The organism is Bacillus sp. FSL L8-0152 (genome assembly GCF_038006365.1).
Classification (GTDB): Bacteria; Bacillota; Bacilli; order Bacillales; family Bacillaceae_G; genus Bacillus_A; species Bacillus_A cereus.
In genome coordinates this window covers 2,803,884-2,818,929 of record NZ_JBBOVB010000001.1, presented here as the reverse complement: position 1 = coordinate 2,818,929, position 15,046 = coordinate 2,803,884, and the positions used below count along the sequence as shown (strand labels likewise).

The following is a 15,046-nucleotide window of genomic DNA, read 5'->3' as shown; positions in this document are numbered from 1 at the left end:
ATAATAAGTGGATGTATTGCTTTTACTGGATGTAAAGATATTTTAGGAGAGGTGTCATTGAAATATTTTACAAGAGAATGGTATAAAAAAATGCAAGTTTTAGAATTTGTAAGTTTTATAGAGTCTATAAAAGAATGGTCGGAAATGGATATACAAAGTTTAAAGGAAGAAATAGAGGAAAGGAAAATAGATTTATTAAAATTCCTTCCTGAATCGATATACTCAATTATACAAAACATAACAATTAATTCAGAATACCCATCAGGTGAACTGAAAAAACTTATGCAAGAGTGGACAACAGATTATGAGAAAAGAATGGCACAATTAGATCAATCATACGTAGAATATTTTAATTCCATTGAGAAAAAACTTCCGTCAAATGTCGCTCAGTTACACAAGACATCACTACACGATAGTGTAATTAAAGTAATAAAGAGAGATTCAGAAGATACTTTGTCTATCGTATTAGATTGCAGTGGTACTTTTAGTGAATTTGATAAACTTGAAGTAACCTTTATAGGAGTAACAAAGTGTTCTGTGCAGGAAAACTTTGACAGTTCTTGGTGGCTATATCATGAAATAGCTCTTACTGAAGATGGTTTTGAACTAGGTGTTTTATTTGACTCTCCATTTAGAGAAGTGACGATTTGCGCAGCAGATGTATTACTTGTGAAGAAATAATGTTGTATGGAGTATTACAAACGTTTGACATAATAAAAAAATAAAGTTATTGTAGATACATGAAGTCTACAATAGGAGCTGTACTATGAAATATTCTAAAGCTACAAATTATGCTCTTCATACAATGCTTTTTCTGGCAAAGGCCACACCAAATAAGTTAGTTAGTGTTCACCAATTAGCAGAAATGCAAAATGTTTCACCAACGTACTTGTCTAAAATACTAACTAAGTTGACGAAGGAAGGGATGATACACTCATCATCTGGTCCAAAGGGCGGTTACTCGCTTAGTAAGAATTGGGAAGATATTTCATTTTTAGATATTATACATGCAATTGAAGGCAAAACATCATTGTTTGACTGTTGTTTACATGACAAACCTGGATGTTTAATTAATGAGGCAATGCTCGCAGCAGAAGAGAAAATGGAAGAAGAGTTAAGAAATCAAAAAATCGTAGATCTTGCGAAAAAAATAAAAGTGGATTTTTAATCTGCTTTTATTTTTAAATTAATTAAGGATAAAAAGGCTCTTTAATATCTTTAATTGTAGTTAGAAAATGATATGAAGAAGGAGAGAAGATGATGAATAATTTTTGGAATGATCGATATAAATCAGATGAATATTTTTACGGGGAAGAACCTAATACATTTATTAAAGAACAAGCATTTCGTTTAGCAAATCACAATAAAGTAATAGCATTTGCGGAGGGAGAAGGTAGAAATGCTGTATTTCTAGCAAGACAAGGGAACGAAGTAACAGCTATTGATTATTCGGAAGATGGATTAGAAAAGACAAAAAAATTGGCAGAGAAGCATAACGTAAACGTGCATACAAAAAAAGTAGATTTATTAGCTGATAGTTTGCCAGAAAATGAATATGATGCGGCAATTATGGTATTTGGACATTTTCATGATGATTATAAAAAAATGATATTAGATAAAATGATACAAACGATAAAACCTGGTGGATTAATTATGTTTGAAGTTTACTCAAAAAAACAAATAAACTATAGTACTGGTGGACCAAAAGATGTTGATATGCTGTATGATCCAATTGATATCCTTACTTGGTGTGAAGAACATAAGGTAATTCATTTCTTTAATGGAGAACAAGAGCGAGTTGAAGGGAAAGGGCACACTGGTTTAGCTGATGTTATTCAAGTTGTTATTAGAAAATTAATATAAGTGTTAATGAAAGTGTTAAATGTATAAATGTAAAAAGACCAGTCGTATAAGACTGGTCTTTCTATTTAGATACTAAATTATCAAGCTTCCAATATGTATTTGTTAACGGCGCAGCTTTGCTATCTATGTATAAATACATATTATTTAAATCTTTTGGTGAAGTTTTCAGTTCAAACACAATGTCAGTAGTTAAAGAGAATTCGTGTGGAACATTTTTATAGTGCTCGTCATCTATCGGATGAGCTTCACCTTCATATTTCTCACCAGTTTTTTCATCTTGTATGAAATATTTTATTTCCGAAAGATCAATAGTTTGTCCATCGTCTCGAACATTATTAATCATAACACGAGTAGTAAGGCGCCGCTCTTTGTCTATTTTTTCAAACTTTGCATTCTCAACTGTCGCTCTATAGTATTCATTTTTAACTATTTCTCCATAGTGCATTGCATTCTTTTCGAGAGCGCTCTTTTCTTGTTTTGATGTAGTATTACTATTACATCCTGTTAATATTCCAGTAAATAATAATGCTGTACATGTCGTTTTGATTAATGATTTCATAGTAATCCCTTTCTGTATTAAAAAGTAAAACATAGGAATAATTTTACATCAACAGGAAGGTAAATGAAAGTATTTTTGCGTAATATACAGATATACATTTATTTGGTTGGCAAATTAATGGGATAGAAAGCGGGAGAAGACTGTATAAAACGGAATAAATAAGAACTGAAAATATTGTAAAACAGAAGAGGCATACATATAATTAAAATAAAGTTTAAGTTTCTGAATCTTCAATAACGGTGGTGATAACATGTTTACTGAAGAACGTCGAGAGAGAATCTTAGAACTACTTAATACAGATGGAAGAGTAATCGCAAAGGAACTTGCGGAAAGATTTGAAATGTCTATTGATTCTATAAGAAGAGATTTGTCTATTATGGAAAAGGAGGGTTTATTAAAAAGAACGCACGGAGGTGCAATTGAACTTACGCGAGTGAGGAACTTAGCTGCGGAACCAGCTAAACGTTATAGTGATAGCTCAATATATGAGAACACAATTGCAAAAGTTGCGGCATCTTATATACAAGAAGATGATTCTATTTTTATTGGCGGGGCTTCCATTCATAATGCGATGCTGAAATATTTACCGGAAGTATCATTTACGGTTATTACGAATTCTATAGAAATAGCTGGTCATCTAAGAGAATATAAGAACATCGATACATATTTAATTGGTGGAAAAGTAAAGCCTTCAGGAAATATTACTGATACATTTGCCTCTGAATTGATAAGTAGATTTTCTATTGATCTTTATTTCTCTACAGGTGGAGGCATTTCATTACAAGGTATTAGTACTGCAACACCTGAAGTTGCTTATTTTAGTAAAAGAGTAAGTGAAATTGCTAGAAGAAATATTTGTTTAGTTCCGCATAATAAACTTGGAATAGATTGTTTTATAAGAGGAGAGTCTCTAAAAAAAATTGACATTATTATAACTGACGAAGAGGCTAGTAAAGAAACTGTTCAGGACTTTGAGAAACAAGGTAAACAAGTTGTAATAGCGCCATTATATTCATTTGAAAGGAGTTTGACATGATTGTAAAAGAGCAAGAGTTTCATATAAATGGATTAACTTATACAATTCGTTCTGCAGCTGAGAAAGATGCTGACCAGTTATCGAAAATTAGAGTTCAGATTGATGGAGAAACTGAAAATATGGATAGAGATGCTGGAGAGGGATTTATAGATAATCTAGGATTTCAAAAAATAATAAAAACAGATAGTGAAGAGACGAAGAATCTCTTTTTAGTTGCAGAAGTGCACAATCGAATCGTTGGATTTTCAAGGTGTGAAGGATCAAATTTTAAGAGATTGTCTCATAAAGTGGAGTTTGGCGTTTGCATTTTAAAAGAGTTTTGGGGATATAAAATGGGTAAGAGCCTATTACAACAATCTATTAAATGGGCTGACGAAAATGCAGTAAATAAAATATCTTTACAAGTATTAGAGACAAACGAGAAAGCTATTCATCTTTATAAAAAATTAGGTTTTGAAGTAGAAGGCGTTTTGAAAAATGACAAAAGACTATCGGACGGAAAGTATTATAATACGGTAGTGATGGGAAGGTTTACTGATACTTTTCATAAAAGAGGTGAAGAAGTATGTTTTACAGAAGGAAGTACTATGTAGTGAAAAATGAATTCATAGAAGTATTTAATGATCATTTCAATAACACGAACTTACCTAATCAATTAAAGCATGGTTCTAAGCTAATAGGACGCTGGATGAAAGATAATAAGAATGGTACGTCTGAAGTATTTGCCATATGGGAATATAATAGTTATGAACAGTATAAAGAAATAGAATCGAAAATTAGAAGTGACGAGAGGCATATTAGAAGAATACATGAATGGTATGAAAACCATGGCGGGAAAGAATATGTTTTACAGGAGTACATAGTAGAGATGAAAAATGAAGAGTTAGTATGTACTGTAAAGTAATAGAGGGGTGAGGGATAATAGGAATGAAAACAAAATTATATTTTAGTTTAGCATCCACTATTTTATTTGCAATAGCCGTGATTGTTTTCTTTATAAACGGTAATCCACAAAAGTGGTTTTGGTTATGTATTTTCTTTGCTTTGCTTCCATTATACAAAATATAGTGCTACTAAAAAAGAATAAAGAAGTGCATTAAGATATTCAAATTATTAACATATTTGTGTCGTCTTTCTAGTTTTATTGAAAACGCTTTTATTCAGTTTTATAATAAAAGTATGTTTTTACAGATCTCCAAAACAATGAATAGGGAGATGATACAATGTTAGCTTCACCGTTTTACTTACATACATGGAAAAAGTTTATTAATGAAGGAGTCCTTGATTCGAACCGTATAAACGAAAGAATTTCAGAGTCATGGCATCGATGTAAACAAGCAAATGTGAACCCTCACATGAATAAAGGTCAGAAAATTTTGTCTTCTAATTTTTTTCAAGATCAAAAGAAAAAGAGTGAAATCTTCCTAGATATCGCAATCCCTCAAATACAAAATATGAGAAAAACCATTGATGAACTACAAATGATGGCATTATTAATCGATCCAGATGGTTATGTTCTATCGTTAAGTGGAAATAAACAAACGTTAAAGCGAGCGAAACATATTAATTTTATTGAAGGTGTAAAATGGACGGAAGAAGCTGTGGGGACAAACGCAATAGGAACAGCGCTAGAAATTGAAGAAGCTATTATGATAAGTGGTACTGAACATTACTCTGTGGTATCTCATAGCTGGAGTTGTGCGGCTGCTCCCATTCATAATGATGACGGGAAATTAATTGGTGTTCTAGATTTCTCCTGCCCAATTGAATTTTCGCATCCATATATGCTCGGTATGGTGACTTCAATTGCACATGCGATAGAACGTGAATGTAGCATAAGAGTTCATCAAAATGAATTACACTTAATTCATCGTTTTTTAGATGTCATTGATAGTGATGAACAAGTAGTTATTTGTAATCATCGTGATGTTATCGTTTCTGCGAGTAAGAGCGTTCGTGAACGAATAAATAATTGGTCAAGAATGAAACTTGAAGAGTTAATGCACCATGGATTAGAAACTAAATTAGAGATACCAGTATATAGTAATGAAAGAATGATTGGGAAATGTATGTATTTAAAGGAAAACGAACAAATGAATACATATTCTGCTCTCACATTTATAAAAGGAATTACTTTTCCAGGAGTTACTGGGACAAGCAGAGCATTTCAACACACACTAGAAGAAATTAAGCTTGTTTCAACGACTGATGCTAGTGTGTATGTATGTGGTGAGACAGGAGTGGGAAAGGAATATGTCGCGAGAGCGATTCATGAAAATAGTCCAAGAAAAGACGGGCCCTTTATAGCTGTTAACTGCGGTTCTTTGCCTAAAGAATTAATAGAAAGTGAATTGTTCGGTTATGCTGAAGGTGCATTTACAGGTGCGCGACGTCAAGGATATAAAGGGAAATTTGAACAAGCGAATGGAGGAACATTATTTTTAGATGAAATTGGTGAAGTACCACCAGAGATGCAAGTAGCATTATTGCGTGTTTTACAAGAACGTACAATAACTCCAATAGGAAGTTCAAAAGAGGTACCAGTAAATATTCGTATTATTACTGCCACACATAAAGATTTACTACGGTTAGTAGAAGAAGGGAAATTCCGTCAAGATTTATATTATCGTTTGCACGTTTATCCGTTATATGTTCCATCGTTAATAGAAAGAAAAGAGGATATCCCATATTTTATACAACACTTTTGCGAACAGAAGAATTGGAATGTTGTATTTCCGAAGAGTATTTGCAATCAATTTTTACAACATACATGGCCCGGAAATATTCGAGAACTAGTAAATGCATTAGAACGCATTTACATTTTGTCGCAAGGACGGGAAATATGCGAAAAACAAGTCGCTCTTTTGATACAAACAATGATGGGAAATCAACAACAACTTGAGTTACAAGTTGAAAATAAAACCGAACATACATTGAATTTTCGCGAAAAAATACAGCGTGATAGCATGATTGAAGCATTACAAAAGACAAACGGAAATGTTTCATTAGCTGCAAAACTATTAGATGTACCCCGTAGTACATTTTATAAACGAATGCAAAAATATAAGTTATAAAGTAGATTTTTGTAATCTACTTTTTCTTTGTGGGCTCATGTTCTGTCGGAATGTGCGCTTACCGGGGAAATAATAGAATTGTTAGAAAGGAAATTTCCTAATGGGGGTTAGTGTGTGAAGTATATTGAAATTGGCTTCGGAAATAGGTGGTTCGTTCGAACAGAAACTGAAAATAAAGATGGAACTGAATTTGAAGAACGAGGAATTATAAAACCTATTTATTTTGAGTCTTTATATGTACGAATTTGGTTTCGGAAAACGTGTTTTATTTTTGATACGAAAGAAGGGTTTAAAAAAACTAAGAAGAGGAGGATTGAATATAAATTTATAGTTGGAATTGTAAGTAGAATAAATAAAGAAAAAGTGTGCTGATATACGTTATTATATTGACCAGGAAATTCTTTGGACTTATATTAAATTCATAAAAAGCAATTTTACTAAATATAAATTGTTAATAAAACCACTAAAAATTATTATCAAGACCTAAAAGCTAAAAATCCTAAAAAAATAAAGGTGAGCGCATATTAGTCATGTATAATATGTACTCACCTTTATTTTCTTGTTCAAAGCACCCGTTAGTCACTCATGGAACATGGAATAAAGTGTGGTATTGATTTGAAATAAAGTTTGATAATTTATAAAAAAGATTGATAAAACCCTGTATTAATATAAGATTTTTCTTTTGCCCCTTAAATTTCAGTTGTATTGTTCAATTAAAGGGCCAGAGTGTTGAGGAAACAGGAATAATAAGAATACTCAAAAGATTGTTTGTGAAGTGTTACACTTAAACTAACGGGCAGTTTAGCTTAAGTACATTTTTTCACAAATTTAAATGGGGAAATTTCCCCATTTTTATACCAGCTTAACGTTGATTCGGGAATGTTGAACTTCGCTACCTGCTAATTGAATTCTACTTCATCTGGAGACCTTTAAATTAAAATGTTTCCTTTCTTCTGACAGACTTATTAAATTTCGAAAACAATCAATTCAATCATCTTTTCGTATAGAAAAACTTATTAAGAAACATGCACTAGAAAAAATATAAATCATATATAGGAGATATCCCGTTTGAATGCTTGAGGAGGATATTATGAAACCTATGTTACCTAGTGAAAAATATTTCGGTAATTTAGAACTAGTTTATGCATTTTATGGGGCTATGCCTACAGGTGTTACTGTTTCAGAAACCGGTCGTATTTTCATTTGCTTTCCGAAATGGGGAGACGATGTTAAATTTACGGTGGCGGAAATTTTTGAGGATAAATTGCAGCCTTATCCTAATTTACAAACCAATTTGGTTAACCCCGAGAATATCCCAATGACTTTCATCAGTGTCCAAAGTGTAGTTGCTGATGGAAGGGGAACGCTTTGGATATTAGATACAGCGGCACCCAATTTTTCTGAACCTATTAAAGGGGGGGCAAAATTAGTCGCTGTTGATTTAGAAACTAATACAATAAGAAAAGTATATACCTTTACAGAAGATGTTGTCCTGCCTACAACTTATCTGAATGATGTCCGTTTTGATTTTCGTGTTGGAAAAGCAGGTTATGCCTATATAACGGATTCTTCTTCAAGAGGACCAGGAGCTATTATCGTCGTAGATTTATCAAATGGAAACGCGTTTAGACGGTTAAATGGAGCAAATTCAACTTCACCCGATCCCTATTTTTTACCGAAAGTAGAAGGTCAAATTTTAATGAATCGAAACAAAGACGGTTCAACTTCTCCATTTAGGTTGGCGTCTGATAGTCTTGCGATTTCTCCCGATGGAAAGATATTATTTTTTGCTCCACTAACCAGTCGGCATTTGTTCTCGATCTCAACAGAAGCCTTGAGAGACAGAACGATACCGGACATGAATTTACCTTATCATGTGGAGTATTGGGGAGAAAAAGGTGCGTCTGATGGAATGATCACCGATGCAAAGGGAGCTGTTTATGCTGGAGATTATGAAAACAACAGTATCCGTAAGATATTGCCAAATGGCATAATGGAAGCTATCGCACATGATCCGAGAATTTTGTGGCCGGATACTTTTTCAATTGGTCCGGATCAATATTTGTATGTCATTGTGAACCAATTACATCGACAGCCTAGATTTCATTATGGAAAAGACTTACGACAGAAACCTTATAGTTTACTTCGTATCAAAATTGATGAATTTCCTGCTCCGACCTTTTCATAATAAAAATAGTCAATTAATTGTTTTCATTGATAGAAAATGATTAAACTTTTTTATAAAACCAAAACATAAACCTGCTGGATAAGAATCCATTTTGATCAATCTTTTTCAAAATGGATTCTTTTTATTTACCATAGAATACGGGTTAACACGATATTTTTAATCAAACTTTATTTGAAAATTACGAAGGAACTCATGAATGTTTTAAAAAATATGGTGAAGTAGTAATACCCCAACTTATGAGTGAAATTAATGAAAAGTTAAAATGGGATGTTGTTAGTTATGTAGATCATAAGGAGTATGCTTTATGGCCACTACTAAAATATTTTAAAAAGATAATTACCTCAGCCTAAAGATATTAAAGAACTTGTTTGTAATATTCTATTTGAAGATTTTTCATTGAAAATCTCAATAGCTCTTTCACATATTTCTTAATTAATACAAAATCTTTCTGTTATCCAATAATTAAGTTCAGAAAATGTAAGGCTTTGTTCTATTTTCTTACCTTGGGAATATTGTTTTAAAACATTATTATTAATAGAAGTCGGAATGCCATCGATATAACCGAAAATCTGAATTTTCTTTAATACAGGAGATATACGCCAATCATTAGACTTTGTAATGAGTTCTTTCATACTTGATAAATGTATTGGATCTGTATGTAAGATTTTTGCTGGACCTGGATTTCTAGCAATTTTAATCCTATTATTTGAGACTTCACAAGTGAAAGTTTCTCTTACATTACTTACTTGAAATGCTTCATAAAGTGGATAAGCTTGGAATAAAGGCGCACAGTAACCAACATCGACATAATAAGGTTGCTCTAAATTAACTCGTAAACATAAATGTCTAGGATCCATATACATACATATAATGAACATCAAAATCAAGATTGGATAGTAACCAATGGAATCCAATTGAGTGTGTCCAACAAGTACCGCCCAAACCTTTTGTTGTAATACGGTTTATGTATGTCTCAATGTAAGGAAAATAATCCTCTGTTTCATTACTTTTTTCCCAGTCAATTATTTTAGTAAGAGTTTCCCACTTTACCTTTTCTTGATGAGCTTTAATAAGCTCATTTAAAAACTTTAAGCTAGTAGGTTGTTTTGTAGCACCTAAAAACGATAGAAACTTGTTTACAAGTTTTTCTTGTGACATGTTCTTATCCTTTCTATATAGTAGTTTGTATTAAGAATATTATACAATTAATATCAGAAAATACAGTTATTAATAGGTTAGGAGAGAATTGTATGTCAATGTCGCTATATTATAAAAAAATTCGTGAGCAATTAGGCCATGAACTAATTCTAATACCGAGTGTAGCTGCTGTTATTAAAAATGAGCAAGGGAAAATCTTATTTCAATATCCTGGTGGAGAATACTGGAGTTTGCCAGCTGGAGCAATTGAGCCTGGAGAAACTCCAGAAGAAGCGGTAGTTCGTGAAGTGTGGGAAGAAACGGGTTTGAAAGTGCAAGTAAAAAAACAAAAAGGGGTATTTGGAGGGGAAAGGTTCCGTCATATATATCCGAATGGCGATCAAGTAGAATATATTGTTGTTGTGTTTGAATGTGAAATTACTAGTGGAAAACTGAAATCGATAGATGGTGAATCTTTAAAACTACAATATTTCTCATTTTCTGAAAAGCCTACTTTAGCACTACCATACCCAGATAATATATTTTTATAGATGTAAAATAGCACACCGTATTTATTGCAGGTGTGCTATTTATATAACCCCGTCGTATACATCTCCGTCAATGTATGTACTATCTCTTCTAACTCAAAATTTTTATCATTTTTCACAATTGCCCAAAGAAACATCTCATTCATTGCGAACCAAGCACGTGCTACAATTTCTTTATTTAATTCAGGCTGTGCTAATCCACTTTCTTGAGAGTATGTAATATCCTGCGTAATATTGTTTATGAAGCGTTCCCGTATCTCGTCCCATTTTTGACGTATCTCTTTTGATAATCCGATTGCTTCTTCTACAACTTGTAAAATAGCTCGTTCTTTCTTTGCTAGTTGTAGAAATGCTCTAACTTGATTTTGAATCATTTTATGTGCTTCTTCCTTTGTTTGAGGCAAAAAGGAGCGCTTGGCAATATCATAAAATTGATTCATAACATCTTCCATTAAAACGGTGAGGAGATCATCTTTGTTTTTAAAGTATACATATGCTGTTCCGTAACCTGTTTCTGCATGTTTAATAATTTGTGTAATTGTCGTTTTTTGAAATCCGTTATTTATAAAAATAGTGTAACCAGAGTGTAATAGTTTTTTCTTCGTTTCTAAGGAGCGGTGTTTTCTTGATGAAAGGGTACTGTTTTTCAAAGAATCACCTCTTTATACTGAAATATCTGAAAATATAACTGTATTGTAAAAGAAATTCATATATAAAGTCAACTGACATAATATCATTGACGTCGTATCAATTGAGGTGATATATTTCAATTAGTTAGAATAAAAAGAAAATTAAGAGAAGGTGACACCATGTATAAAGAACCATTTCAACCGAATTATGAATATGCGCTTGAATGTGATAAACATGATGAACTGAAAGATTTTCAAACTGAATTCTATAAAAAAGAAGGAACGATATATTTAGATGGAAACTCATTAGGACTACTTTCAAAAAGAGCAGAGAAATCATTACTTACGTTGCTAGATTCGTGGAAAGAGTATGGCATTGACGGCTGGACAGAAGGTGAGCACCCGTGGTTTTTCCTTTCAGAGAAATTAGGTAAACTTACAGCCCCTCTTATTGGTGCTTTACCGGAAGAAACTATTGTAACCGGTTCTACAACTACAAATATACACCAAGTTATTGCGACGTTTTACGAACCAAAAGGAATACGTACAAAAATACTTGCGGATGAATTAACTTTCCCATCAGATATTTATGCACTTCAAAGTCAAATTCGTTTAAAAGGATTAGATCCAGAGGAGCATTTAGTAAGAGTGAAAAGCCGAGATGGTAGAACACTTTCTGAAGAAGATATTATTTATGCGATGGAAGATGATATCGCTTTAATTTTATTACCTTCTGTTTTATATAGAAGTGGTCAAATTCTGGATATGAAACGTTTAACAACGGAAGCTCATAAACGCGGCATTCACATTGGATTTGATTTATGCCATTCAATAGGATCTATTCCGCATCATTTCAAAGATTGGGATGTCGATTTTGCTGTTTGGTGCAATTATAAATATTTAAATGCAGGACCGGGTGGCGTTGCAGGAATTTATGTAAATAATAAACATTTTAATAGACTACCAGGGTTGTCTGGATGGTTTAGTTCTAGAAAAGATAAGCAGTTTGATATGGAGCATACATTAACAGCCGCTGATCATGCAGGTGCTTATCAAATTGGTACACCTCACGTTTTAAGTACAGCACCATTAATTGGTTCACTTGAAATTTTCAAAGATGCTGGTATTGAGCGTTTACGTGAGAAATCTTTACATATTACGAGGTACATGCTGAATTTAATTGAACATGAATTAAAAGATTTCGAATTTACAATTGGAAATCCATTAGAGGATGAAAAACGAGGCGGGCACATTTATTTAGAGCATGCAGAAGCAGCACGTATATGTAAAGCACTAAAAGCAAATGGAGTAATTCCAGATTTTAGAGCGCCAAATGGGGTGAGACTTGCGCCGGTCGCTTTATATAACACATACGAAGAAGTGTGGAAATCTGTACAAATATTAAAGAAAATTATGAAAAATGAAGAGTATAAGCAGTTTGAAAATAAGCGAGAGGTTGTGGCATAAATATGAAAACATCAGAGTGGATTGATATTTCACAACCGCTAAATAATAATATTGCAACGTGGCCAGGAGACACACCGTTCTCGTATGAAGTTTCATGGTCAAAAGAAGAAAGTGGCTCGGTAAATGTCGGAAAGTTAACGATGAGTATTCATACAGGCACTCATATTGATGCACCATTTCATTTTGATAATGATGGAAAGAAAGTATTAGATTTAGATGTTCAAGTTTATGTTGGTCCAGCACGGATTATTGACGTTTCTCATTTTGAAAGCATCGGGAAAAAGGAATTAGAAAGCTTTCATTTAGAAGGTGTAGAACGATTATTATTACGTACATCTTCACATGGAAAAGCTGAAGAATTTCCAGATGTGATCCCTCATTTACGTGCAGACATAGCACCTTTTCTTTCAGAGAAAGGTATTCGTTTAATCGGAGTAGATGTACCATCAGTTGATCCGCTAGATGATAAAGAATTAGCAGCGCATCATCAATTATTTAAACATGGAATTCATATTTTAGAAAATGTCGTACTAGATCATGTAGCAGACGGTGATTATGAACTTATTGCATTACCACTTGCATTAACTGATGCAGATGGAAGTCCAGTTCGAGCCGTTATTAGACCAATATAAGTAGAATCATATAAAAGGGGCGTTTGGCTAATATGAAAGAAAATGAAAAAGTAATTATGGAAAAAGGGATTCATACGGATTTTAAAGAGAATATGACGTATGGGGAGTATTTACAATTAGATAGTTTACTATCTTCTCAAAAAAGATTATCGGACCATCATGATGAAATGTTATTTATCGTTATTCACCAAGCAAGTGAGCTTTGGATGAAGCTCATTTTACATGAGCTAAATGCGGCGATTGAATCTATTAAACAAGATAAATTACAACCAGCTTTTAAAATGTTAGCACGTGTATCAAAAATTCAGTCTCAAATTATTCAATCTTGGGATATTCTTGCGACATTAACACCATCAGAATATATTGAGTTTCGTGATTCACTCGGTCAAGCTTCAGGTTTTCAATCGTATCAATATCGTATGATTGAGTATGCACTTGGCTATAAAACGCCACACGCATTAAAAATTTATGAAAAGGATCCAGAATTACATGCACGACTTCATAAAGCGCTACATGCACCAAGTCTATATGATGTCGCGATTCAAGCATTAGTAAAAGAAGGATTCCCTATTCATAAAGATGTGTTAAACCGTGATATTACGCAACCTTATGAAGAAGATGCAACAGTAGAAGCAGCGTGGTTAGAAGTATATGCGGATGTGAAAAAATATTGGAATTTATATCAGCTTGCTGAAAAATTGATTGATATTGAAGACTGGCTACAACAATGGCGTTTTCGTCATATGAAAACAGTAGAACGAATTATTGGACATAAAATGGGAACAGGTGGATCCTCCGGTGTTTCTTATTTAAAACGAGTACTTGATCAACAATTCTTCCCAGAGCTGTGGAATGTTCGTACGAAATTATAAAAATAAACCTGTCAGTTCATTATGACTGACAGGTTTATTTTTATTTGAGCACAATTATGTTTAAAATGAAGGAACAAGATATAATAAATGGAGTAACTATTTAAATGGAGGTAAAGTTTTTGGATTTCAAGCAACTAGAAAATAAATTCGAAAAGAAAAAAGTGAATACATTTCTTGTTTATCAAAAAGGGGAATTAACAACTGAGTACTATAAAACACCTGAATGTGCAAATAAATTATATAAAATAAATTCGATTACAAAAAGTATTGTATCTTTATTAATTGGTATTGCTCTTGATAAGAGCTATATAAATGATATACATACACCGATTACAGAGTGGATTGAAAATGTACCTGGGGAAAAACATGATTTGACGCTTTATCACTTATTAACAATGACTACTGGTGAGGATTGGAAAGAGTTTGGAAATGGAGTAGTATTCCCAAATGACTTTGTAGAATCAGAGAACTGGGTACAGTACATATTAGAAAAGCCAATAATTGAAGAACCTGCTACAAAAATGAATTATAATTCAGGTTCTTCTCATTTACTGAGCTATATTATTCAAGAAGCTACTGGAATGTCGACAGAGCGGTTTGCAAAGAAATATTTATTTGATCCATTAGAAATTAACGAATACGAGTGGCAACAAGATCCGCAAGGTATATATGTCGGCGGCTTCGGTATGAAAATGAAATCTACCGATTTATTAAAATTAGGAAAGTTATGTTTGCAAAATGGATATTGGAATGAAAAAGAAATTGTATCAGCGAAATGGTTAGAAGAGTCAAGTAGGGCTCTATTTGAAACATATGAACATGTCGGTGCATATGGATATCACTGGTGGGTATTAGATAACGGAAGATTTCACATACCGTATTGTATATATTTTGCTATGGGATACGGCGGACAATACATCGTTATCATTCCTCAGTTAGAAATAGTAGCTATTATAAGTAGTCATATGCCAAAACGTGGGCTTGTTCCATTAAAACTATTTATTGAGCATGTACAGGGAAATTCTAATTATATATAAGAAA

Annotated in this window: 16 protein-coding genes and 1 pseudogene; 14 read left to right on the top strand and 3 right to left on the bottom strand. The window is 32.9% G+C overall.

The genetic code is table 11. The features are described from left to right. Positions 1 to 57 precede the first annotated feature (57 nt). The 3 genes from MHH27_RS14125 (at position 58) to MHH27_RS14115 (ending at position 1,863) form a co-directional block, all read left to right on the top strand. The gene (locus MHH27_RS14125) at positions 58 to 681 is read left to right on the top strand and encodes a DUF4085 domain-containing protein (RefSeq protein ID WP_141544067.1); all 624 of its coding nucleotides are present in this window, start codon (positions 58 to 60) and stop codon (positions 679 to 681) included. 85 nt (positions 682 to 766) lie between these two features. Beyond that, positions 767 to 1,168: an Rrf2 family transcriptional regulator gene (locus MHH27_RS14120; protein WP_000877649.1), complete on the top strand. Its 402-nt coding sequence runs from the start codon at positions 767 to 769 to the stop codon at positions 1,166 to 1,168. Positions 1,169 to 1,257: 89 nt separating this feature from the next. After that, positions 1,258 to 1,863 carry a class I SAM-dependent methyltransferase gene (locus MHH27_RS14115; RefSeq protein WP_002094049.1) on the top strand — a complete coding sequence of 202 codons (606 nt, stop codon included), beginning with the start codon at positions 1,258 to 1,260 and terminating at the stop codon, positions 1,861 to 1,863. Positions 1,864 to 1,924: 61 nt separating this feature from the next. On the opposite strand, the gene MHH27_RS14110 is transcribed toward MHH27_RS14115, so the two are convergent. Further along, positions 1,925 to 2,422, bottom strand: coding sequence for a hypothetical protein (locus tag MHH27_RS14110; RefSeq protein ID WP_000838465.1), 498 nt, complete (start codon positions 2,420 to 2,422; stop codon positions 1,925 to 1,927). Between the two features lie 250 nt (positions 2,423 to 2,672). Between MHH27_RS14110 and MHH27_RS14105 the strand changes: the two genes are divergently transcribed. The 6 genes from MHH27_RS14105 (at position 2,673) to MHH27_RS14080 (ending at position 8,720) form a co-directional block, all read left to right on the top strand. Next, positions 2,673 to 3,458 (top strand): DeoR/GlpR family DNA-binding transcription regulator, encoded by a 786-nt coding sequence (locus MHH27_RS14105; RefSeq protein WP_340943002.1) that lies wholly within the window; start codon positions 2,673 to 2,675, stop codon positions 3,456 to 3,458. Beyond that, the gene (locus MHH27_RS14100) at positions 3,455 to 4,051 is read left to right on the top strand and encodes a GNAT family N-acetyltransferase (protein ID WP_000635672.1); all 597 of its coding nucleotides are present in this window, start codon (positions 3,455 to 3,457) and stop codon (positions 4,049 to 4,051) included. Before MHH27_RS14105 ends, MHH27_RS14100 begins: the two co-directional genes overlap by 4 nt. Further along, positions 4,024 to 4,362 carry an NIPSNAP family protein gene (locus MHH27_RS14095; RefSeq protein WP_086421824.1) on the top strand — a complete coding sequence of 113 codons (339 nt, stop codon included), beginning with the start codon at positions 4,024 to 4,026 and terminating at the stop codon, positions 4,360 to 4,362. The genes MHH27_RS14100 and MHH27_RS14095 overlap by 28 nt, the downstream gene beginning before the upstream one ends. 319 nt (positions 4,363 to 4,681) lie before the next feature. After that, a complete protein-coding gene (locus MHH27_RS14090) occupies positions 4,682 to 6,532 on the top strand; it encodes a sigma-54-dependent Fis family transcriptional regulator (RefSeq protein WP_098250650.1) in 1,851 nt (616 codons plus the stop codon). Positions 6,533 to 6,646: 114 nt separating this feature from the next. Next, positions 6,647 to 6,904 (top strand): DUF3977 family protein, encoded by a 258-nt coding sequence (locus tag MHH27_RS14085; protein WP_000873825.1) that lies wholly within the window; start codon positions 6,647 to 6,649, stop codon positions 6,902 to 6,904. 718 nt (positions 6,905 to 7,622) lie between these two features. Continuing rightward, a complete protein-coding gene (locus MHH27_RS14080; RefSeq protein WP_033657518.1) occupies positions 7,623 to 8,720 on the top strand; it encodes an L-dopachrome tautomerase-related protein in 1,098 nt (365 codons plus the stop codon). A gap of 428 nt (positions 8,721 to 9,148) precedes the next feature. Here MHH27_RS14080 and MHH27_RS14075 read toward each other — a convergent pair. Continuing rightward, positions 9,149 to 9,878: pseudogene (locus tag MHH27_RS14075) on the bottom strand (hypothetical protein). 92 nt (positions 9,879 to 9,970) lie between these two features. Here MHH27_RS14075 and MHH27_RS14070 point away from each other — a divergent pair. After that, positions 9,971 to 10,408 carry an NUDIX hydrolase gene (locus MHH27_RS14070; protein WP_025118390.1) on the top strand — a complete coding sequence of 146 codons (438 nt, stop codon included), beginning with the start codon at positions 9,971 to 9,973 and terminating at the stop codon, positions 10,406 to 10,408. A 35-nt stretch (positions 10,409 to 10,443) separates the two neighbouring features. On the opposite strand, the gene MHH27_RS14065 is transcribed toward MHH27_RS14070, so the two are convergent. Beyond that, a complete protein-coding gene (locus MHH27_RS14065; protein ID WP_098250651.1) occupies positions 10,444 to 11,055 on the bottom strand; it encodes a TetR/AcrR family transcriptional regulator in 612 nt (203 codons plus the stop codon). Between the two features lie 159 nt (positions 11,056 to 11,214). Here MHH27_RS14065 and kynU point away from each other — a divergent pair, with 159 nt between their 5' ends. The 4 genes from kynU (at position 11,215) to MHH27_RS14045 (ending at position 15,042) form a co-directional block, all read left to right on the top strand. After that, positions 11,215 to 12,501 carry a kynureninase gene (kynU, locus tag MHH27_RS14060; RefSeq protein ID WP_000276261.1) on the top strand — a complete coding sequence of 429 codons (1,287 nt, stop codon included), beginning with the start codon at positions 11,215 to 11,217 and terminating at the stop codon, positions 12,499 to 12,501. 2 nt (positions 12,502 to 12,503) lie between these two features. Beyond that, positions 12,504 to 13,133, top strand: coding sequence for an arylformamidase (gene kynB, locus MHH27_RS14055; RefSeq protein WP_098250652.1), 630 nt, complete (start codon positions 12,504 to 12,506; stop codon positions 13,131 to 13,133). Between the two features lie 32 nt (positions 13,134 to 13,165). After that, complete coding sequence (gene kynA, locus MHH27_RS14050) at positions 13,166 to 14,005, top strand: tryptophan 2,3-dioxygenase (RefSeq protein WP_000661957.1); 840 nt, start codon at positions 13,166 to 13,168, stop codon at positions 14,003 to 14,005. 119 nt (positions 14,006 to 14,124) lie between these two features. Continuing rightward, the gene (locus MHH27_RS14045) at positions 14,125 to 15,042 is read left to right on the top strand and encodes a serine hydrolase domain-containing protein (RefSeq protein WP_000346232.1); all 918 of its coding nucleotides are present in this window, start codon (positions 14,125 to 14,127) and stop codon (positions 15,040 to 15,042) included. Positions 15,043 to 15,046: the final 4 nt, after the last annotated feature.